The 21340-nt window shown below is 70.6% G+C and carries 18 protein-coding genes; 11 read left to right on the top strand and 7 right to left on the bottom strand.

From position 1 onward, the window contains the following. Positions 1-9: 9 nt before the first annotated feature. Positions 10-5232, top strand: coding sequence for an NACHT domain-containing protein (locus tag QRY02_RS27890; protein ID WP_285985806.1), 5223 nt, complete (start codon positions 10-12; stop codon positions 5230-5232). Here the strand turns inward: QRY02_RS27890 and QRY02_RS27885 are convergent. Next, positions 5202-6167: a helix-turn-helix domain-containing protein gene (locus tag QRY02_RS27885; RefSeq protein ID WP_285985805.1), complete on the bottom strand. Its 966-nt coding sequence runs from the start codon at positions 6165-6167 to the stop codon at positions 5202-5204. The genes QRY02_RS27890 and QRY02_RS27885 overlap by 31 nt on opposite strands. Positions 6168-6210: 43 nt before the next feature. Here QRY02_RS27885 and QRY02_RS27880 point away from each other — a divergent pair, with 43 nt between their 5' ends. The 7 genes from QRY02_RS27880 (at position 6211) to QRY02_RS27850 (ending at position 12763) form a co-directional block, all read left to right on the top strand. Then, positions 6211-6600 (top strand): cupin domain-containing protein, encoded by a 390-nt coding sequence (locus QRY02_RS27880; protein ID WP_285985804.1) that lies wholly within the window; start codon positions 6211-6213, stop codon positions 6598-6600. Between the two features lie 10 nt (positions 6601-6610). Then, the gene (locus QRY02_RS27875; protein WP_285985803.1) at positions 6611-7186 is read left to right on the top strand and encodes a GNAT family N-acetyltransferase; all 576 of its coding nucleotides are present in this window, start codon (positions 6611-6613) and stop codon (positions 7184-7186) included. 32 nt (positions 7187-7218) lie between these two features. Then, the gene (locus tag QRY02_RS27870) at positions 7219-7722 is read left to right on the top strand and encodes a winged helix-turn-helix transcriptional regulator (RefSeq protein ID WP_285985802.1); all 504 of its coding nucleotides are present in this window, start codon (positions 7219-7221) and stop codon (positions 7720-7722) included. A gap of 71 nt (positions 7723-7793) precedes the next feature. Continuing rightward, entirely contained in the window at positions 7794-8285 is a 492-nt protein-coding gene (locus QRY02_RS27865) for an SRPBCC family protein (protein ID WP_285985801.1), read from the top strand. Next, positions 8282-9307: an LLM class flavin-dependent oxidoreductase gene (locus QRY02_RS27860; protein WP_285985800.1), complete on the top strand. Its 1026-nt coding sequence runs from the start codon at positions 8282-8284 to the stop codon at positions 9305-9307. Before QRY02_RS27865 ends, QRY02_RS27860 begins: the two co-directional genes overlap by 4 nt. A gap of 11 nt (positions 9308-9318) precedes the next feature. Beyond that, a complete protein-coding gene (locus QRY02_RS27855; RefSeq protein ID WP_285985799.1) occupies positions 9319-11649 on the top strand; it encodes a molybdopterin-dependent oxidoreductase in 2331 nt (776 codons plus the stop codon). A gap of 7 nt (positions 11650-11656) precedes the next feature. Further along, positions 11657-12763: an epoxide hydrolase family protein gene (locus QRY02_RS27850; protein ID WP_285985798.1), complete on the top strand. Its 1107-nt coding sequence runs from the start codon at positions 11657-11659 to the stop codon at positions 12761-12763. Here QRY02_RS27850 and QRY02_RS27845 read toward each other — a convergent pair. Next, entirely contained in the window at positions 12760-14283 is a 1524-nt protein-coding gene (locus QRY02_RS27845) for an AMP-binding protein (protein ID WP_285985797.1), read from the bottom strand. The genes QRY02_RS27850 and QRY02_RS27845 overlap by 4 nt on opposite strands. Positions 14284-14343: 60 nt before the next feature. Here QRY02_RS27845 and QRY02_RS27840 point away from each other — a divergent pair, with 60 nt between their 5' ends. Continuing rightward, on the top strand, positions 14344-15174 hold the full coding sequence (locus tag QRY02_RS27840) for a hypothetical protein (RefSeq protein WP_353069594.1): 831 nt from the start codon (positions 14344-14346) through the stop codon (positions 15172-15174). 171 nt (positions 15175-15345) lie between these two features. Further along, positions 15346-16068 carry a nitroreductase/quinone reductase family protein gene (locus tag QRY02_RS27835; RefSeq protein WP_285985795.1) on the top strand — a complete coding sequence of 241 codons (723 nt, stop codon included), beginning with the start codon at positions 15346-15348 and terminating at the stop codon, positions 16066-16068. On the opposite strand, the gene QRY02_RS27830 is transcribed toward QRY02_RS27835, so the two are convergent. Genes QRY02_RS27830 through QRY02_RS27810 form a run of 5 tightly spaced genes read right to left on the bottom strand, consistent with a single transcriptional unit; the run spans position 16069 to position 20724 of the window. Beyond that, positions 16069-16917 carry an LLM class F420-dependent oxidoreductase gene (locus tag QRY02_RS27830; RefSeq protein ID WP_285985794.1) on the bottom strand — a complete coding sequence of 283 codons (849 nt, stop codon included), beginning with the start codon at positions 16915-16917 and terminating at the stop codon, positions 16069-16071. 26 nt (positions 16918-16943) lie between these two features. Continuing rightward, positions 16944-17633 (bottom strand): TetR/AcrR family transcriptional regulator, encoded by a 690-nt coding sequence (locus QRY02_RS27825; protein ID WP_285985793.1) that lies wholly within the window; start codon positions 17631-17633, stop codon positions 16944-16946. Positions 17634-17662: 29 nt separating this feature from the next. Next, the gene (locus tag QRY02_RS27820) at positions 17663-18589 is read right to left on the bottom strand and encodes a phosphotransferase enzyme family protein (protein ID WP_285985792.1); all 927 of its coding nucleotides are present in this window, start codon (positions 18587-18589) and stop codon (positions 17663-17665) included. Between the two features lie 11 nt (positions 18590-18600). Beyond that, positions 18601-19794, bottom strand: coding sequence for a pyridoxal phosphate-dependent aminotransferase (locus tag QRY02_RS27815; protein ID WP_285985791.1), 1194 nt, complete (start codon positions 19792-19794; stop codon positions 18601-18603). 21 nt (positions 19795-19815) lie between these two features. After that, positions 19816-20724: a hypothetical protein gene (locus QRY02_RS27810; protein WP_285985790.1), complete on the bottom strand. Its 909-nt coding sequence runs from the start codon at positions 20722-20724 to the stop codon at positions 19816-19818. 212 nt (positions 20725-20936) lie between these two features. Here QRY02_RS27810 and QRY02_RS27805 point away from each other — a divergent pair, with 212 nt between their 5' ends. Then, on the top strand, positions 20937-21236 hold the full coding sequence (locus QRY02_RS27805; RefSeq protein WP_285985789.1) for a YciI family protein: 300 nt from the start codon (positions 20937-20939) through the stop codon (positions 21234-21236). Positions 21237-21340 lie beyond the last annotated feature (104 nt).

Raw genomic sequence — 21340 nt, 5'->3', positions numbered from 1 at the left:
GGAGCGTTCGTGACGGAGGAATCACCGCCGGAGCCGGTCAACCACATCGCCGGGGACGTGGTCGGATCGGCGCTGCAGGTCGGCGCGGTCCACGGCGACATGTACGTCGGCTTCGCGCAGGCGGCCGCACCGGTTTCCATCGATCCGCCCACGAACTGGTCGGGCCTCCCCGAGCTGCCGCCGAAGATCGTTTCCCTGCTGCGGGCGCAGCTCCAGAACGCGGAGAAGATGCCCTACCGGCTGCCGGGGGCGCGTCGGCCATCGCTGGCGACCGTCTACGTCCGCCAAGACGTGACGACCGGGACGGAGCTCCAGCCGTCCGACCAGGCACGGCCGCTCCCGGTGCTCGACGGCAAGGGCAGGCTCATCGACTTCCCGGGCCCGCCGCCGGCTCGGCTCACGGTGCGGCCGCCGTCGCGGAGCATGCGCGAAGCGCTCGACGGCGGCGAGCACCTGCTGGTGACCGGTGGGCCGGGGCAGGGCAAATCGACCCTGTCGCTGCGGCTGGCCGCCGAGGCCGCTCGCTGCTGGCAGGGAGTCGCCGATTCGCCGCCGCTGCGCGAGCCGGTCCTCCCGCTGCGGCTGACCGCGCGCGAGCTCGCCACCCGGCTCGAACTGCCGTTTTACGAGGCGCTGGCCGAATCCGTCCGCGGTGAGTACGGCGCGATGCTCGCCCAGCCGTTGCGGCCGGAAGACCTGACCGGCCGGGTCGCCGGCTGCCGGTGGTTGCTGCTCGTGGACGGGCTCGACGAAGTCGCCGATGCCGCTCTCCGGGACCAACTGGTCACGGTGCTCGCCGCATGGGCGTCGGATGCGGTCTACCGCGTCGTCCTCACCACCCGGCCGATCGAAGGGGCGACGCTGGCGCCGTTCCAGCGCATCGGCGCGGCGCGCTACGAACTGCTGCCCTTCGACGAGGGGACGTTTCGCCTGTTCGCCGGCCACTGGTTCGCGGAAAGCGCCGGTGCCGCCGAGAGGTTCGTCCGCCAGATCCGGGACGCCCACCTGGACGAGCTGGTCCGGGTCCCGTTGCTGGCCACGATCGCGGCGATCATCTTCGAGAAGTACGCCGACCGGCCGCTGCCGGACAACCAGTACGAGCTGTACGAGACGTACCTGGAGTACCTGCGGTCGGCGCATTCCGTGCCGCCGGGGCCGTTCGACTCGTGTTGCGGACGGCTTCTGGAGTACCTCGGCCGGGTCCGGCTCGAAGAGGACACGTCCCTGAGCGCGGCGGCGTGCCGCTGGGTGGGCGAGAAACTGCCGGAGCTGGGTGCCGAAACCGGCTGGCGTGAACGGCTCATCGGTCACCTGGCCGCGGTGGGGCCGTTCCTGTTCCGCGCCGACGATCTGGGCTTCCTGCACCACAGCTTCGCTGAGCACCTCGCGGCCACCGCGAACGCACGGTTGCTTCCCGAGACGTTCGATCCGGCGCACCAGGACTTCGCCGAGTTGCTGCACGCGGCCGAGCCCGAAGAACGTGGCCGATACGCCCGGCGTGTCTTGCTGCACTACACGCGGTTGCGCCCGGCAGAGGCGGACCGCCTGATCCAGCATCTGCATGGCAACGGGCCGCAACAGCACCTGCTCGCCGCGCGGCTGCTCGCCTGGCACGTGCCGGCGGGCACGGACGTCATGACCGCGTTCCTGGAGACGGCTCGCGCCTGGGCCGCCACGACGCAGTATCCGGGCGGGAAGATCCTCGCCGAGGTCAGCCGGGCCGCCCACCATCCTGAGCTGGTGGGCTGGCTGCAAAGCCTCATGCGCGACGACGGCTTGCCGTGGCCTTCACGCGTCGAGGCCGCTGTGGCGCTGGGGACGCGGCTCGACAACGATGCCCGCGCGGAGGCGGTCGGGATGCTCCGGACGGTCGTGAGGAGCGTGGGCATCGACGTGCGGGCCCGTCTCGACGCGGTCGACGCGCTCTCGCAGTGCGGTGACGACGAGCGCGAGGCGGCGGTGCTCGGCTTGGAAGCGGTGCTGGAAAGCCCGGCCGTCACCGCGACCCAGCACGGTGACGCTGCGGTGGTGCTCGCGGGATTGGGGGCCGGGCCGCGGGCCCGGGCGATCGGTGCCCTGACTGCGGTACTGGACAGCTCCAGTGCGACGGGCCAGGACCTCGTGGCCGCAGCGGTGAGTTTGCTGGAAATCGACATCGAGTTCCACGAACGCTGTGCGACGGTGCTTCTGGCTGTGCTGAACCGCCGTTCTTGGTCGACCAGCGGTGTCGAGAACGCGGCGATCGGCCTGGCGTCGCTGGGGCCGGACTACCTGGCGGAGGCGGCCGACGCGCTCGAACACCGGGCCTCGGACCCCAGGTTGCACCACTTCGACCGGCTTCAGGGCGCTCGTACCCTGTCTCGGTTGGGTCCTCAGCACCGCATGCGGGCGGGCGAGCTGATCCTGGAGTTGGCGACCAGCCCGGTCGCGGGAACATTCGACCGGGCATACATCGCGTCCGTGCTCGCCGGTTGTGGACCGGAGTTCCACCAGCGGATGGTCGCCCTCATCCATTCGGTGGTGGACGATCCCGCCGCGGCAGCGGGGTATCTGTACTCGGCCGGGAGCAGATTGGCCGACCTGGGGCCTGACCACTGGTCGGACGCAGCCGGGGCGCTGATACGCGCCGCTGACCATCCGCTGCAGGACGATCAGCTCGCCATGGACGCCCTCGGGACTCTAGCGGGACTGGGCGAACCGCATCGAGCGCAGGCACTGGCCGGGCTGCGCTCCGCGATGAACCAGCCGGAATCGACCGTCGAAACGCGGTACTGGGCGGCATCCGAGCTTGCCCGCCTCGGCCCTGAGTTCCACCCCGAAGCGATCGGTCAGCTGGTTCGCCTCACGGCTGCGTCGCTTCCGCTCAAGCTCCGCCTTGAGGTCTGGCGGCAGCTTGAGCGGCTCGCCCCCGAGCTGGACCAGCGGGCTCCGGCCGGGATGATCGGACTGCAGCTCGTGCAGGAAGGCAATGAGACGTGGGGTGAGGGCCTCCCACACGACCGCTGGGATGTGCCCGACCCGGACGAGCTGGCCCGAATCCTGGAACGGGTGATCGACGACCGGGAACGCAGTGGTCGTCAACGATATGACGCTGCGATCATCCTGACGTGGATGCACCACCGATTCCACGCCGCGGCCGCACGAGGAATCGTCCGGCTGATCCGGGACGACGTCATTGACGACAGTGAAATCATTGTCACGGGTATCCGAGTCGGTCGTGCCGGCGCGGCGATACGCAGTCTTGTGGCCGCCGTGTTGCTGGAGAGAGTGCTAGCACCGGGCGCTCGCCCTGGTAGGATTTATGGCGCTGCGGCCGCGATGGATGCGCTTGACTCGTTGGATGTCGACGGGGTGCGTTCTGCACTCGGCAGAGTTGTTGCCGACTTTTCGGCCGACGCGAAAGCGCGGTGCTATGCCGCGATACTCCTGGCTGGGAACAATTTCCTGCAACCTGATGCTGCTTTCGAAATCATCTTCAGGCTTTGCTCAAAAATAGCGGATTATTCCTGGATTCGTTCCGTTCGCAGCGCCGTCGAGCTCGGCGCCGACGTGGTGGAAAACATGCGCGGAGTAGTGCTTGATCGCGATGTGGACCGCTATCGGCGGCAGGAAGCAGCCGTTCTCCTCACGGAGCTGGTGCCGGGCCGGACGTCGGAGTGGGCTGCCGAGCTGATGTCCGAAGCCGAGGACCCCTTCATCGATGCCGGCTGCCGAAGCAGTGCGATGACGAGGCTGGTCAGCCTGCACCCCGGCACCGCGTCCATGACCGCCGCAGCGCTCCGGACGACGATGGAGGACGAACGAAGGTCGATCGACCACCGCTGCGACGCCGCTTACGAACTCGCGCGCATCGGCTCGGCGGGTGAGTACGCACACCGGACCCTGCTGCGGTTCGCCGGGGATCCGGAACTGACTCAGGAAGAACGTGGTGATGCGCTGAGGCTGCTCAGCTACTTCCGTACTGATGGCCCGACGATCCGGTGCCGCCTGGCCCTGGCCCAAGATCCGGCGGTTACTTCCGGCAAGATTCGCGCGGCCGTACTGCGCGACCTCACGGGCAGAGAACGCCGGTCCGTCGGGCGCGCGTTGGTGTCGGACCGGCTCGTCTCACCCGAGACCTGGGCGGGTTGCGTAACCCGATGGAACGACGGCCCTTTCGCGCTGGAGGCCGAGCGGGAACTCCTCGACCGGTTGACCGGCCCCGAATCGGCGCCGGCCGACCGGATCAACGCAGCCGTGGCGCTGAGCAAGATCGCCCCTGCGCTCGAACCGAGAGCCGTCGAGGAACTCGAGAAACTGAGTCATGGCAACACTGCCGCCCGTCGCGCGTGGCGGGAACTGGCGTTGCTGGACAACCGCTGGTGTGAACGTGTCATCGCCGACGCACAAGCTGTGTTGGCGGACGCTGAGCGGCCCGGGCGTGAGCGGGCCGAAGCCGGGCTCGTCCTGATCGATCTCACCTCCGAACTTCCCGGGGCATGCCAGAAGCACCTGGAAGAGCTATCGGTCGACGGACGCATCGCCGATCGTCTGCGGCTTCGCGTCCTGTTCGACTTGAGGCGCTTGGACGATGTCCGGGCGATCCGTGACGACCAGCATCGACCGCTCTCGCTCCGGCGGGACGCAGCAAAGAAGTTGACCGACTACTGCCGCGAAGATCGCGTCGCGGCCGCGGAGCTTTTCCAAGCGATCGCCGCTGACCAAGACTGTCATCCGAGACTGCGCTGGTGGGCGGCCGACGACCTCGCCGAGCTGGGAGCTCGAGGACACGAACTCGGGACCGCGGCGTTGGAGTCGCTGATGAAGGACGAATCGCTCCCCATGGCCGCCCGCACGGGTGCCGCCGGCCGGCTGGGGGCGCACCGGCCCGACCTACGTGGCGAGGTGCTCCGCGTGTTGCGCGGCTTTCGAGGCGAACGGAACGTCCGGGTCTGGACGACGATCGGCGAGTTCGAGCCGGAGGAGGGGGCGGTGGGCCTGCTCGACATGGCCCGGGACCGCACCCTGGGCCGGGTCGTCCGGTGTCGCAGTGCCTGGGCCGCCGCGCGGCTGCACCGAAGCCATCGGGAAGCAGCCGCGGTGGTCGCCCGCGAGATCGCCCACGATGACGAAACTCCGCTCCACATTCGCGTCTCCGCCGCCAGGTTGCTGGCGGCCGCCAGCAACCTGTGCCGCGCCGAAGCGCGTGAGCTGCTGGAAGGTCACGCCGCCGGGCCGAAGCGGCGGCGATAAGCACTCGGGCTGAGACCCGTGTGACGCCGTAACTGCGCCCGCAGGTTCGCCGCCGTTCCGAAGCCGCTCAATGCCGCCACTCGGTCCAAGCGCAGCTCGCCCCGCTCGATCAGGCGGCAGGCCAACGTCACGCGTTCCGTTGTCAGCCACGCCAGTGGTGTCGTGCCCAGCTCCGCGCGGAACTTGCGGTGCAGCGTCGCCGGGCTGGTCGCCGCGCGCGTGGCCAGGTCCGTGATCGTCAACGGCTTGTCCAGCCGCTCCAGGGCCCACGCCAGGACCGGGGCCAGCGATGTGTCCGGCACCGCGGGCACCGGGCGCGCGATGAACTGGCGCTGACCGCCGTCGCGGTGGCCGGTGAACACCAGGCGGCGGCTCACCGCGTTGACGACTTCGGCGCCGTGGTCGCGGTGGATGATGTGCAGGCCCAGGTCGAGTGAGGCCGCGCTGCCCGCCGCCGTCAGGACGGTTCCCTCGTCGATGAACAGCACGTCCGGTTCCCAGCGCACCCGCGGGAACTTCGCGGCCAGCGAAGCCGCCCACTGCCAGTGCGTGGTCGCCCGCTTGCCGTCCAGCACGCCCGCCTCGGCGAGGGCGAACGCTCCCGTGCAGAAGCTCACCAGCCGGGCGCCGCGGGCCGCCGCCCGGCGGATCGCGGCGATGATCGCCGGGGCCGTCGGGACGTCGGTGTTCGGGCGGGCCGGGACGATCAGGGTGTCCGCCGTGTCGGCCGCCTCGAGACCGGCGACGCCGGACAGCGTGAACATCCCGAGGTTCATCCCGACCGAGGGCGTCGCCGCGCAGAGCGTGAAGTCGTACCAGGGCCGGTCGAGTTCGGGACGGCGGAGGCCGAACAGCTCGGTCGCCACGCCCATCTCGAACGGGTTCGACTCCTCGGTGACGATCGCGACGACCCGATGCGAGAATTCTTGCGGCATGTGCGATTCCTAGCACTCCCCGGCCGCCGGAGCCAGGCCGAGGATGGTCGGCATGAACCCGATCGACCTCAACGAAGTCCTCGCGAGCTTCGACGCCGCTTGGAGCCCGCGCATCGTCACCCGCGTCAACGACTACGACATCCGCCTCGCGCGGTTCGACGGCGAGCACGTCTGGCACGTCCACGAGAACACCGACGAGTTCTTCCTCGTCCTCGACGGCGAGATCGAGATCGGCCTGCGCGATCCCGCGGAACGGGTGGTCACGCTCGGCCGCGGGCAGGTCTTCGTGGTCCCGAAGGGGACGTTCCACAAGCCGTCGTCGAAGACGGGGGCGAGTGTGCTGCTCGTCGAGCCGGCGGGGACGCTCACGGTCGGCGACGTGCACGACGAGGTCCCCGACCACGTCGACGTGACGACGGGGCACTTGGTCTAACGTCGGGAATATGCTCACCGTCGTACCCGTCGATCAGGCGTCCTGGGCCGACCTGCAGGCGATCTTCGGCGACCGCGGCGACCCGGCCCGCTGCCGGTGCCAGTACTTCAAGGACACGCCGGCCGAGTGGCGGTCGGGAACCGCCGAAGAACGCGCCGAGCGGTTTCGCGACCAGACGGCCGACCACGCGACCGGGCTCGTCGCCTACCTCGACGGCGAGCCCGCCGGCTGGTGCGCGGTCGAACCCCGCACGGCTTACCGCCGCCTTCTCGGCAGCCGGCTGGTCTGGGCCGGTCGCGAGGAGGACAAGACCGACGACGGAGTTTGGGCGGTCACCTGCTTCGTCACGCGCAAGGGCTTCCGGCGTCAAGGGGTGAGTGCGGCCCTGGCGAAGGCGGCGGCGGACTTCGCCCGTGAACGAGGCGCCCGGGCGGTCGAGGGCTACCCGATGGTCGTCGAGCCGGGGCAGCAGCTCGCCTGGCCCGGCGAACTGTTCGTCGGCAGTCGCGGGATCTTCGCCGACGCCGGGTTCACCGAGGTCAGCCGCCCGACCGCGCGGCGGGTCGTCATGTGGCTGACCTGCTGAGTCTTTTCCCGGAACGGCGTACTCTCGGCCGCATGAAACGGACATCGTTCGCGCAGTGGCCGTGCTCGATCGCGCGCACCATGGATCTGCTCGGCGACTGGTGGACCCCGCTGGTGCTGCGGGACGCCTTCTACGGCGTGCGGCGCTTCGACGAGTTCCAGCAGGCCCTCGGCATCGCGCGCAACACCCTCGCCGACCGGCTCAAGCGGCTGGTCGACGAGGGGCTGCTCGAAAAGGTGCCGTACCAGACCGAGCCGGTGCGCCACGACTACGTGCTCACCGAGAAGGGCCGTGACTTCTACCCGGTGCTGCTCGCGATGACCCGCTGGGGCGACAAGTGGCTCGCGAGCGAGGCCGGCCCGCCGATCACCGTGCACCACCTCGCCTGCGGGCACGACACGCACGCCGAAATCGTTTGCGCCGACTGCCGGGAACCGATGACGCCCGACGACACCCGGATGCGCCGCGGCCCCGGCTTCCCGCCCCGGCTGGCGCAGCGTCCCGACGTCGAGGAGCGCTTCGCCTGGCAGGAGTAAGCGTTGACAGGGTGAGTCTATCTACGCAACTATCGTGGTCAGGCGACGCCGAGAGAAGGAGTGCGACCACGATGGAGTGGACGGGTGCGCGGTACGCCGACCTGCCGACGGCCGAGGTCTCGACCTGGATCGACGCCGCGCCGGAGGTCGTCTGGCCGGTCGTCTCGGACATCTCGCTGATGCCCGAGACGAGCGCGGAACTCCAGTCCGTCGAGTGGTGCGAGGAAGGCCGCAAGTTCCTCGGCCGCAGCAAGCACGACGCGTTCGGCGAGTGGGAGACGACCTCGTACGTCGTGGAGTGCGAAGCGCCGCGCGTCTTCGCGTGGGCCGTGCAGGACCCGGAGGAGCCCAGCGCCGTCTGGAAGTTCACCCTCGAGCCGGACAACGGCGGCACGCGCCTGAGCCAGTGGATGCGGATGGGGCCCGGCCGGTCCGGGCTGTCGTACGCGATCGACCGGATGCCGGAGAAGGAACAGAAGATCGTCTTCGTCCGCATGCGGGAGTTCGAGACGGCGATGCAGGCCAACCTCACCGCGATCAAAGCCCGGATCGAAAACCGATGAGGACCGCGACCACCGTCGAGTTCTCCACGGACACCCGCACGACGCTGGACTTCGTGCTGGAAGCGGAGAAACTCGGCCTCGACGTCTGCTGGGTGGCCGAAGCCTGGGGCTCGGACGCGCCGTCCGCGCTCGGCTACCTCGCCGCCCGCACCGACCGGATCCGGCTCGGTTCGGGAATCATCCAGCTGGGCACGCGCACACCGGTCGCGATCGCGCAGGCCGCTTTGACGCTGGCCGATCTGTCCGGCGGCCGGTTCGCGCTCGGCCTCGGCCCGTCCGGGCCGCAGGTCGTCGAAGGCCTGCACGGCGTCCCGTTCGCGAAGCCGCTGACGCGCATGCGCGAGACCGTCGAGATCATCCGGCAAGCCTTCGCGGGGGAGAAGATCTCGTTCTCCGGCAAGGCGTTCGAGATCCCGCTGCCCGGCGAGGCCCGTCCGATGCGGCTGTCCACCGCGCCGAACCCGGACATCCCGATCTACCTCGCGACGCTGTCGCCGAAGCTCCTGGAGCTCACCGGCGAGGTCGCGGACGGCTGGCTCGGCACCAGCTTCGTGCCCGAAGGCGCCGACGCGTACTTCACCCACCTCGACGCCGGGCTCGCGAAGGCGGGTAGGCAGCGCAAGGACATCGACGTCTGCCAGGGCGCCGAAGTCGCCTTCGCGGACAACGAAGCCGAGCTGCGCACCCTGGTCGGCAGCCGTAAGAAGGAGCTGGCCTTCAGCCTCGGCGGGATGGGCTCGGCCAGCACGAACTTCTACAACAACGCCTACAGCCGCCAGGGCTGGGCGGACGTCGCCGCCGAGGTCCGCGAGCGCTGGCAGGCCGGGGACCGCGACGGCGCCGCCGCGCTCGTCACCGACGAAATGGTGCTCGGCACGACGTTGATCGGCACCGAAGAGATGGTGCGGAAACGCTTGCGCGTCTGGCGTGACGCCGGCATCGACACCGTCCGGCTCTACCCGGCCGGCGAGACGCTCGAAGCGCGGTTGACGACGCTGGGTCGCGCGCTCGACCTGCTGTGAAGGGGAACGCCATGGGCGAGTGGCAGCGCACCGCGTGCAGCCTCTGCTACCTCAACTGCGGGCTGGAGGTGCAGCTCGACGGCCGGAAGATCACCCGCGTCCGCGGTGACAAGGCGCACCCGCGTTCGGGCGGGTACCTCTGCCAGAAGGCGCAGCGCCTGACCTTCTACGGCGACCACGAAGACCGCCTGACGACGCCGCTGCGCCGCCGTCCCGACGGCACGCACGAGCCGATCGGCTGGGACACCGCGCTCACCGAGATCGCGGCCAAGCTGCACGCGATCCGGGACGCCGACACCGCGGCCGGGCGCCCCGGCTCGTTCGCCTACGTCGGCGGCGGTGGCCAGGGCAACCACTCCGGCGGCGCGTACGGCACGTCCCTGCTGAAGTGGATGAACTCGACGCGGCACTTCAACGCGCTGTCGCAGGAGAAGACCGGCGACTTCTGGGTCAACGGGCAGCTGTTCGGCTCGACGGTCGTGCACACCGCCGAGGACGTCGAGCACTGCGACCTGCTGGTCGTGCTCGGCTGCAACCCGTGGCAGGCGCACGGGTTCAGCAACGCCCGGCAGGCGCTCAACACGCTCAAGAAAGATCCGGACCGCCGGATGATCGTCATCGATCCGCGGCGCACCGAGACCGCGGAGATGGCCGACCTGCACCTCCCGCTGCGGCCGGGCACCGACGCCTACCTGCTCGGCGCGATCCTGGCACTGCTGCTCGAACGGGGTGCCGCCGACGAGAAGTTCCTGGCGGAACGGACCGAAGGCTTCGACGAGGTCGCCGCCGTGCTGGCGAAAGTGCCGGTGGACGCGTGGATCGCGCACGCCGAAGTGTCCCGTGTGGACGTCGAGCGGGCCGTCGACCTGATGTGCGCGGCGAAGGCGATGACCGTGCGCGTCGAGCTGGGCATCCAGCAGGGGCGGCACTCGACGCTCAACAGCTACCTCGAGAAGCTGCTGTACCTGCTCACCGGGCACTTCGGCCGGCGCGGCACGAACAACCTGCACTCGTGGCTGCTGCCGCTGTGGGGTGCGACGACCGGCCGGCGCTCCGAGATCACCGGCTTCGAGTACATCGGCGGCCTGCTCCCGGCGAACACCCTCGCCGAGGAGGTCCTCGCCGACCACCCGAACCACGTCCGCGCGGTGTGGGTGGAGTCGTCGAACCCGGCCAACACCTTCGCCGGGACGCGGGACGTCGAACGCGCGCTGGAGGCCGCGGAGCTGTCCGTGGTCGTCGACGTCGCCTCCACCGAGACGGCGGCGCTGGCGGACTACGTGCTGCCCGCGGCCTCCCAGCACGAGAAGTGGGAGTTCACGCTCTTCACCTTCGAGTGGCCGACGAACTACTTCCAGCTGCGACGGCCGCTGCTGGATCCGCTGCCGGGCACGCTCGTCGAGGCCGAGATCTACGCGCGGCTCTTCGACGCGCTCGGCGTGCTGCCGCCGTCCGACGTGCTCGCTTCGCTGGCGGCCACACCGCGTTCGGAGCTGCAGGCAGGCCTCGGTGCCCTGGTCCAGGCGATGCCCGAGCGCGCGGCGATCCTGCCGGTGCTGCTCTACCGCACCCTGGGCGCGTCGCTGCCCGACGGCGCGGCTTCGATCGCGCCGCTCTGGGCGGGCTGCCACCGCGCGGCGAAGACGATGACCGTGCCGGTGCAGCGCGCGCTGGGCACCTCGGCCACCGGTCCGCGGCTCGGGGAAGAGCTCTTCGAGCGGGTCTTGGCCGGTCCGACGCCGTTTTCGGCGCACGAGCAGGACGAAGTGTGGAGCCTGATGCGCCGCGAGCGCGTCCGGCTGGCGGTGCCGGAGCTGCTGGACTGGCTGGCCGCGCTGGACCCGGCCGCCGAACGGCCCGACCCGGTGTTCCCGTTTTCGCTGGTCAACGGGCAGCGGCGGGCGCACAACGCGAACCAGATCCTGCGTGACCCGCGCTGGCGCCGCACCGATCCGGACGGCGCCCTGCGCGCGCGTCCCGAGGAGCTGGCGTCGATCGGTGCGTCCCCGGGGGACTGGGTGGCCGTCGTGACGGCGGCGGGGCGGGTGGTCGTCCGCGCCGAGGCCGACCCCGCGATGCGGCCGGGCCAGCTCGCGTTGCCGCACGGCTACGGCATGGCCCACCCGGACGCCGACGGCCGCCGGGTGGTCAGCGGCCCGCGGATCAACCTGCTGACGGACGCGCTGGACCGCGACCCGATCGCGGGGACGCCGCACCACAAGGACGTCCCGGCGCGCCTGGAACCCGCGACCGAGGAGGAGCGAGCCAGGGCGGAGGCGGACAGCGCGCGCGTCCGCGAGACCGTCGCGAGTGGACGGGCCGGACGTCTCGCCGGTTTATAGTGCGGGCGTGATCACGCCGTTCCGGATCGAGGTCCCGCAGGCCGACCTCGACGACCTGCGCGCGCGGCTGCGGCGGACGCGCTGGCCCGAGGCCGGACCCGCGGACGACTGGAGCCAGGGCACGCCGCTGGGGTACCTGCGCCCGCTGTGCGAGTACTGGGCGGCCGGGTACGACTGGCGTCGCACGGAAGCGCGGCTGAACCGGTTTCCGCAGTACCGCACCGAAATCGACGGGCTCGGCATCCACTTCCTGCACGTGCGCTCGCCGGACCCGGCCGCGTTGCCGCTGATCCTCACGCACGGCTGGCCGGGCTCCTTCGTCGAGTTCACCAAGGTGATCGAGCCGCTGTCCGAGGAGTTCCACCTGGTGATCCCGTCGCTGCCGGGCTACGGCTTCAGCGACAAGCCGTCGTCGGCGGGCTGGGGCATCGAGCGGATCGCGGCGGCGTGGGCGTCGTTGATGGCCCGGCTCGGTTACTCGCGATACGGCGCGCAGGGTGGCGACTGGGGGACGTCGATCACGACGTCGCTGGCCCAGCAGGACGCGGCGCACCTGGCGGGCATCCACCTGAACCCGCCGATCGCGGCGCCGGACCCGGCGACGTTCGGCGACCTGACGGCGTCCGAGCGCGCCGCGCTGGAGGCGTTGGAGCACGCGCAGCGCTGGGAAGACGGGTATTCGGTGCTGCAGTCGACCCGTCCGCAGACGATCGGCTACAGCCTCCTCGACTCCCCGGCCGGCCTGTGCGGCTGGCTGGTGGAGAAGTTCCACGCCTGGTCCGACGGGTTCCCGTTCACCCGCGACGAACTGCTGGACGACATCACGCTGTACTGGCTCACCGGCACGGCGGCGTCGTCGGCCCGGCTGTACTGGGAGAGCATCCGCAAGGTCCAGAAGTGGTTCTCGGAGGCGACGGACGACACGGTGGACGTGCCGACGGGCTGTTCGATCTTCCCGGCGGAGATGCCGAGGCCGTCGCGCCGCTGGGCGGCTCGGAGGTACACCGACATCCGGCACTGGAACGAGCTCGACCGGGGCGGCCACTTCGCGGCGTACGAGCAGCCTGAGCTGTTCGCCGAGGAGGTGCGGACGTTCTTCCGGCTGGTCCGCTAGTTGACCTGCCTCGACTGCCCCTGCCAGAACGGCTCCCGGAGCTTGAACTTCTGGATCTTGCCCGTCGCCGTCCGGGGTAGCTCGTCCAGGAATTCGATCCGCTTCGGGCACTTGTACCCCGCCAGGTACCCGCGGGAGTGCCGGATCAGCTCCTCGGCCGTGACGTCGCCTTCGACCACGACCAGCGCGGTCACCAGCTCGCCCCACTTCTGGTCCGGGATGCCGATCACCGCGGCCTCGCGGATCGCCGGGTGCGAGTTCAGCGCGTCCTCCACCTCGATCGACGACACGTTCTCGCCGCCCGAGATGATCACGTCCTTCTTGCGGTCCGCGATCGTCAGGTAGCCGTCTTCGAACGTGCCGCCGTCACCCGTGTGGAACCAGCCGCCGTCGGTGACCCGGGCCGTCTCCTCCGGGTTCTCCCAGTAGCCGTCCAGGTTGTGGTTCGACTGCGCGAGCACCTCGCCGTCGGCGTCCACGGCGATCCGGACGCCCAGCGCCGGCGTTCCGGCGCGGCCCAGCAGCCGCGCCTGCTCGTGCGGGTCGAGGTCCGCCCACTCGCTGCGCATCCGGTTGACCGTCAGCAGCGGCGCGGTCTCGGTGAGCCCGTAGATCTGGATGAACTCCCAGCCCAGCTCCGCCCGGACCCGCTCGATCGTCCGCGTCGGCGGCGGTGCGCCGGCCACCACGATCCGCACGCGGTCGCGGCCGGGGATCTCGCCTTCCCAGGTCGCGGCGCCGTCGAGTGCCGCCGTGACCACCGCGGGTGCCGCGCAGAGGATGGTGACGCCGTGTTCGTCGATGCGCCGCAGGATTTCGGTGCCGTCGACCTTCCGCAGCACGATGTGCCGCCCGCCGAGGCCGGTGACCGCGTACGGCATGCCCCAGCCGTTGCAGTGGAACATCGGCAGGGTGTGCAGCAGGACGTCGTGGTCGCTCAGCGTCGTGTGCAGGCCGAAGACGGCGGCGTTCAGCCAGATGTTGCGGTGGGTGAGCTGCACGCCCTTCGGCCGGGCGGTCGTCCCCGACGTGTAGTTGATGGTGGCGGTGGCCGACTCGTCGCCGTCCCAGGGCCGGGGTGTCCCGTCGCCACCCCAGATGGCGTCGTCGTCGCGGCCGAGGACGAACACGTGCTTCGCCGTCACCGTGTCCAGCAGGTGCGCCAGCTCCGGGTCGACGATCAGCACCTCCGCCCCGGAGTGCTCCACTATGTACTTGACCTCGGCGGGCGCCAGCCGGAAGTTCACCGGCACCAGGATCCGGCCCCAGCCGGACACGCCGAAGAACGACACGAGCAGCCGCGCGGCGTTGTGCGAAACCACCGCGACGCGCCCGCCGGCCGGCACGCCCAGCGCGTCGAGGTTGGCGGCCTGCGCGCGGGCCCGGCGCGCCACCTCGCGGTAGGTGAGCGAACCCCAGCTCGGCGCGGGCTGGTCCGGCTCGTCGACCACCGCGACGCGGTCCGGGTACACCGTTTCCGCGCGGTCGAGGAAGTCCCGGACACCCAGATCGAAGAACATCCCCCGATGATGACTCTTCGCGGATGCCCGCACCAGTCCGATGTGGTTCGCTGGACCACGATGGACTTCGACACGGTGGCCGGCGAGCTCTACGGGGGCGACCTCGCGGAGTTCGTCAGCGCGCGCAACGCGGCGGTGAAGGCGGCGAAGGCCGGGGGAGACGCCGAGCTCGCGAAGCGGATCCAGCAGCTGCGCAAGCCGACCACGGCCGCGGCGATCGTCAACGGCCTGGCCAGGGACGACTCCGATCAGCTCCGCGAGCTGGCCGAGCTCGGCGCCGAACTGCGGGACGCGCACACGCGCCTGGCCGGCGACGAGCTGCGCGCGCTGACCCGGCGCCGCGGCGAGCTGGTGCGGCGGATCCTCCACGAGCTGCCGTCGATGAGCGACACGGTGACCCGCGAGGTCGAGGCGACCCTGGAGGCCGTCGCGGCCGAGCCGGACACCGCCGCGCTGGCGCTCGCCGGGCGGCTGACGTCGGTCGCGCACCAGGACACCGACCAGTGGTTCAGCCTCGCCGCGAGCGTCCCGCCCGCCACCGGGAAGCGCTCGGCGAAGCTGGTGGACAAGGCCGAACCGGCCCGGCCGAAACGGGACCACCGGCGCGAAGAGGAAGAGGAGCGGGCGCGGGCCCGCGCGGAACGCGAGCGCCTGCGCAAGGAAGCCGCCGAGCGGGACAAGGAACGCGCGGTGGCCGAGCGCGACCTGGTCCGCACCGAGCGCGCGGCCGAGCAGGCCACGGCCCGTGTCGACGACCTGCGCGAGCGCCTGGCGGAAGCCGAGGAGCGCGCCGGGCGGGCGACGGCGGAGTTCGAGACGGCGAAAGCGGCCTTCGACGAAGCCGACGCGGCCGCCGCCGCGGCGCGGAAAGCCGCTGACGCCGCCCGCTGAGTCGTGCTAACGTGCGAATGTGCCCCGGATGGGCCTACGCACGGAGGTAGTGGCTACTCAAGCCCCCTTGAGATCGACACGTTCTGCCATTCCCTGGCAGAGGTGTGCCCTCCGTGTCGCCCTCTCGGCCTCCGGTGATTTCGTCATCGGAAAGGACCACTCAGTTTGATCATGCTCACCACGACCGGCGCCCGCACGGGCCGGAAGCACCGGGTTCCCTTGGGCGCCTTGGACATCGACGGCCGGCTGGTCGTCATCGCCTCCGCGATGGGGGCGCCGAAGCACCCGGCCTGGTACCACAACATCCGGCGCAACCCGCTGGTCACAGTGGAAACGGACACCGAGACGTACGAGGCGATGGCGGCCCTGCCGCCGGACCGCGACAAGCTGTTCGCCGAGGTGATCGAGCGGGAGCCGGGGTTCGCGGGCTACCAGGCGCGAACGACCCGGATCCTGCCCGTCGTCGAGCTGTTCCGGCTCGACAGCGCGCGCCGCATGGGCGACTGGCTCGTCGAGGTGCACGACTGGCTGCGCGGCGAGCTGCGGGAAATGCGCGCCGAGCTGGATTGCGGCGTCCCGCGGCAGCTGCGCACGCGGTGCGCCGGCTTCTGCACGGCTCTCACCCGGCACCACACCGGGGAGGCCAGGAACATCTTCCCCCTGCTGGCCGAGCGGTTCCCGGCGCTGAAGCCCACGTTGGCGAAGCTCGACGAAGAACACGTCGTCGTGGCCCGGCTGCAGGAGGAGATCGAGCGGCTCGTCGAGGAAGAAGCCGATCCGGTCCGGCTCCGCGCGGAGTTCGACCGGCTCCAGTCCGAACTGGACAGTCACTTCGCCTACGAGGAACGCACGCTCGTCGCGGCACTCAACGCCCTGCTGCCCGCGCCCGGCTGATCAGAGCAGCACCTCCGCGAGCCGCCGCTGGTTCGCCAGCTCCACCTCGGGTGACGGGCCGAGCACCTGCACCGCCACGTGGTCGGCACCGGCGTCCACATGGGACAGCAGGCCCTTGGCCACGGTCTCCGGCGTGCCGTGCAGGACGAGGTCGTCGATCAGGCGGTCACTGCCGCCGCCGGCGACGTCGGCCTCGGTGTACCCGTGGCGCAGCAGGTTGTTCACGTAGTTGCTCAAGCCCAGGTACGGGGTCCGGACGTACGGCCGTCCGATGGCGCGCGCGGCCACCGGATCGTCGTCCACGACCACCTTGTGCTCGGGCGCCAGCAGCTTGCCCGCGCCCAGGATCGCCCGCGCGTGCCGGGTGTGGGCGACCGGCACGAGGTACGGGTGCGCGCCCGCGGTGCGCTCGGCGGCCAGCTTCAGCACGCGGTCGCCGAGCGCGGCGAGCACCCGGGCCTCGGCCGGGACGCCGGCCGCGTCGAGCCGGTCGAGGTAGTCGACGATCTTGGCGTACGGGCTGCGGTACTCGGTGAACGATTCGGGGTGGCCGACGCCGATCCCGAGTAGCAAGCGCTTTCCGTGGCGATCGGCGAGCCGGTGGTACGACGCGGCGAGCGTTTCCGGCTCGTCGATCCACATGTTGACGATCGCGGTCGCGACGGTGATCCGCTCGGTGGCGGCGAGGATCTCCTCGACGAGCGCGAGGTCGCCGACCGAATTGCGGCCGGTGCCCAGCCACACCGCGCCGTACCCCAGTTCGTCCGCCGCGACGGCGTGCGTCTTGCGCGTCACGTCGTCGCGGTGCGGGGCCAGGAACACGCCGAACTTGCCCGATACATTTGTCATATCGAGCAATGTAGCAAATGTAGCGTTCAGTTCGCCAGGCGGTGCAGCCACTCACGCAGCATCAGGCGTTCGGTCGGGGTCAACGCGCGGTCGTCGTCCTCGAGCGCGGTCGACAAAGCGACAGCGAGGGCGCTCACGGACGACCCTTCGGCCGGGCGATCCGCGAGCAGCCCGGCCAGGACCGCCTCCCTGACCTGTGCGGACATCGCCAGGTCGCGGCGGTCTTCGGGCTGGGCGATGAGACTGAGCGTCACGCCGCTGTTGGCCGCGGCGAACTGCCGCGCGGCCTCCGCGGCCTCGACGCGCAGGCGGCCCTCGCGCGCCAACGGCGTGAAGAGCTCCAGCAGCATCGCCTCGGCGCTCGACGTGAGGTTGCAGGGCACGCCCGGCTCGATCTGGCCGTAGAGCAGCACGTAGAACGCGGGGTGCTCCAGGCCGTACTCGACGTGCCTGTCCCAGCCCGCGCGGATCCGCTCCACCGGGTCGCCGCCCGGCTCCGGCGCCTGGACGTACTGGGTGAAGCCGTAGTTGACGACCGCGTCGAGCAGGCCCTGCTTGCTGCCGAAGTGGTGGTACAGCGTGGGGGCCTGGACGCCGGCGCGCTCGCAGATCGCCCGCGTCGAGACCGGCCCGTCGCCGGCTTCGTGCAGGAGCTGGCCGGCGGCCATGAGCAGGCGGTCGCGGGTGCTGGTGGCATTGCTCGATCGTCCGGCCATGTAGCAATTGTAACGACGGGTTGTAGCGATCAGCGCAGCCGCAGCTGGACCCGCCGGAGCCCGGCGAAGGCGGCCAGCACGCCCGGGTCGGTCGTGGCCGCGGCCGGGCGGACCGACCGGTAGCCGTCCAGGAGCGCCTCCTTCAGCTCTTCTCGGTGCGGCAGGTGCGCGAGGGCGGCGCAGGCGACGGCGAGGTCGTAGGCGTAGTGCCCGTACCCGCAGTCGTCGAAGTCGATCGCGTGCACCCGGCCGCGGTGCAGCAGGTAGTTGTCCTGGTGGAGGTCGCCGTGCACCAGGCCGAAGACGTCCGAGCCGAACCCCAGCTCGGCCCGCACCGCGCGGACGCGCGCCACGGCCCTGCGGATCCGTTCGTCGCCGCCGCCCGCCGCGACGGCTCGCTCGACGACCGTCGCGGAGAAACCGTCCACCTGCGTGCGCCCGAACTCCGTCAGGTCGTCGACGCGGCGGCGGTCGAGGCCGTTCATCCGCGCGCCGTGCAGGTGCAGCCGCGCGGTGAACTCGCCCACCGCGTACAGCTGCGGCGCGCTGAGCCGCTCGTCGAGGAACCGGCCCTCGACCCAGTGGCAGAGCACGCAGGTGCGTGGCTCGGGCACGGCCGGGTCGGCGACCACGGTGACCAGGTCCCGCGCGCGCGTCGGCACCGGCTGCGGGACGACGAGGTCGGTTTCGCGGCGCAGCTTGGCCAGCCAGGCCATCTCGGCCCGGACCTGCGCGACGCCGGGGCCGTCCGGTCGCTGCACCCGCAGCACGTACCGGTGGCCGTCCGCGCCGTCGACGCGGAACGCCGTGTTCTGCCCGTGGGCCAGCGGGGTCAGGCGAGCCACCGGCACGGCGTAGGCCGTCAAAGCCGCTTCGGCGAGCCGGCGCAGGCGCCGCGTCCGGCCCGCGCGGTCGAGCTCGGCGAACGGCCGGGTGTTCGCCTGGAAGTCGGCCATCGCCCAGGTGTTCAGCTGATCGACCGTTCCGGCTCGCGGGAGTGCGAGACCAGCTCGATGGCCGGCGTGGTGTGCCGCCCGCCGCCGAGCCGCTCCACGCCGCGCAGGCCTTCGACCAGCCGCTCGACCTCGGTGTCCGGCCGCACCCCGAAGCGCATGAACTGGCTGGTCATGCCGATCTTGTTGCCGCACTGGCGCACCAGCAGGTGGTGCTCGGCGAGGAGGTAGTCGCACAGCTCGGCGCCGTCGACCGATGCGGGCAGCTTGACGAGCAGGAAGTTCGCCTGCGACGGAAACACGGTCAGTTCCGCGAACTGCCCGAGCTGCGAATGCATCATGAACCGGTCGAGCGCGAGCTTCTTGAGGCTGTCCTCGTACTCGGCGCGGTGGTCGGCGAGCATGAAGATCACGGTCTCGGCGAGCGAGTTCAGGTTCCACTTCGGCAGCGCGGCCGACAGCTTGCGGGTCAGCGCGGGGTTCGAGACCTGGTAGCCGAACCGGATCCCGTGCAGCCCGAAGTTCTTGCCGAGGCTCTTCAGCACGATCACGTTCGGCCGGACGACGGCTTCGGCGGCCACGGATGGGTTCCGCTCGACCTCGACGAAGTCGATGAAGGACTCGTCGATCACCACCAGGTCGAGGTCCTCGAGAGCGTCCATGAACCGGATCACCTCGCGGCGCGGCAGGTACCCGCCGTCGGGGTTGTTCGGGTTGCACAGCACCGCGACGCGGGAGCCTCGGCGCTTGATGAAGTCGATGTACTCGTCCACCCGCAGCTCGAAGTTGTCCGCTTCCTTGAGCAGGAACATGTCGACGCGCTTGCCGGTCTCCATCGGCTGGTCGGTCCAGCGGCCGAACGTCGGGATCGGCACGGCGACGCTGGAATCGACCAGCAGCCGGTCGATCCAGGTGATCAGCTCGGTCGAGCCGTTGGCCAGCGAGATCGTCGACGGGTTGAGCCGCAGCACGCTCGCCAGCTGCGCGGTGATCGCGGCGGCGTCGCTCGGGTAGAACTTGAGGATCGTGCGGAGGTTCCGTTCGAGCTCGCCGAACATCGCGTCGGTGGGGAAGTACGGGTTGCAGGGGATGCAGAAGTCTGCGAGGTCGTCCGCGTGCTGGCCCATCGCCCTGGCCACGGAGAAGAACGACGGGCTGTGGGCCTTGTTCTGCTGGAAAAGGCCGTGGGTGGTCATACCGTGCCGCACGCGTGTTCTCCGTCCGCCGTTTTACCGGCCCCTTGCCTTCCCGTTGAGGACACGTACGAATCGGACGGCCGGTTCAATGCCGGACAACGCGTGGATTCCGGTACCCGCCAGTACGGCCGCGGCCAGCGCGGACAGGAGCATGAGCGGCAGTGGTGCGGCCAGCGGGTCGACGCCGGTGAAGGACTCGACGCCGATCACGGCGGTGAGCACGGCGTCGGCGGCGACGGCCACCTGGACGACGCGCAGCCGGTGCGCTTCGGAGTGACCGGTGAACCGCAGGATCCAGGCCAGCGCGGGCAGCACCAGGATCGCGTGCATGGCGACCGCGTGCAGCGGCTTGAGGGCGCCGGCCGTGGTGTAGGCCAGCTGCGGGTCGCCGCCGCGGGCCGCGACCACTCCGCGGCCGATCATCACCGCGCCGGTGGCCAGCGCGACCAGCAGCACGACCAGGCCGGCGCGGACGGCCAGGCGCAGGCTCGGCGCGGCCGGGCCCGGTTCCACGAGCGCGACGGCGGTGAAGCCGATGACCGTCAGGACGAGGACACCGCCGCCGGCGGCCAGCGACATCGAAACGGCGCTGTCGAACGACGTCTCGAAGTTGAAGTGCGACGGCACACCGCGCCACGCCTGCATGCTGACCAGGGCGACCTCCGCGATGCTCGCCGCGGTGAACGCGCCGAGCAGGAGGGTGCGCAGCCGCGGGCGCATGGTGAGGAACGACGCCGCCCAGGCGACCGAGGCGAGCGTCAGCCCGAACGACAGGCCGAACGTGACGGCCTTGCGCATCGAAAGCGGGCCCAGCCACGAGCCGCCGGTGGCGATGAGCACGAGAGCGTGCGCGAGGCCGCTGAGGAACAGCGCCGCGCCGACGGCGTAGGCGATGCGCTCGGCTCGCCGTCCGCCGGGCCGGATCCGGGTCAGTGCGTTCATGCTGTCGAGTCTCGCTCCGCGGCCCGGCCCGCCGCGTCGGCCCGGCGGCGGCACCACGACGTACGACGACGGGCGTACGGCACCCGGCGAGTATGTCGAAAAAGTGCCGGTAAAGGAATTCCACGGTTCTTGACGGAATATTAACGAAAGGCGTGTCCGGAGCCACTCGCCAGGCGGATGCGGTGCGGACGAGAGCGTTCTACTCTGCAAACATGTACATCGCACTGTTGACCTATACGGCGCCCGAAACAGAAGTCGACTACGCACTTCCGGACCATTCGGAGTGGTTGCGCAAACAATTCACAAAGGGACTCTTCCTCGTTTCCGGAAAGGGCAACGGCACGGCCGACCAGGTGATCCTGACCCGCCCGGTGCTGCGCGGCAAGCTCGACGCCGTGCTCGCCAGCGATCCGTTCGTGGTCCGGCGGCTCGCCCGCTACGACGTCATCGAGTTCACCGCCACGCGCACCTGCCAGGAGCTGCTGGCGATCAACGAGGCCATCGCCTCCTGAGGAGAGGTTCTTCGGGGGGTTCCGGGTGGCGGAGCCCCCGGCCCGGGGCGAAGCCCCGGATGTCACAGCCGTCAAGGTCGGGTGGCCCGGCGACGACGCCCCGC

It is taken from the genome of Amycolatopsis sp. DG1A-15b, assembly GCF_030285645.1.
Taxonomy (GTDB): Bacteria; Actinomycetota; Actinomycetes; order Mycobacteriales; family Pseudonocardiaceae; genus Amycolatopsis.
This window is presented reverse-complemented; position numbering and strand designations above follow the sequence as displayed.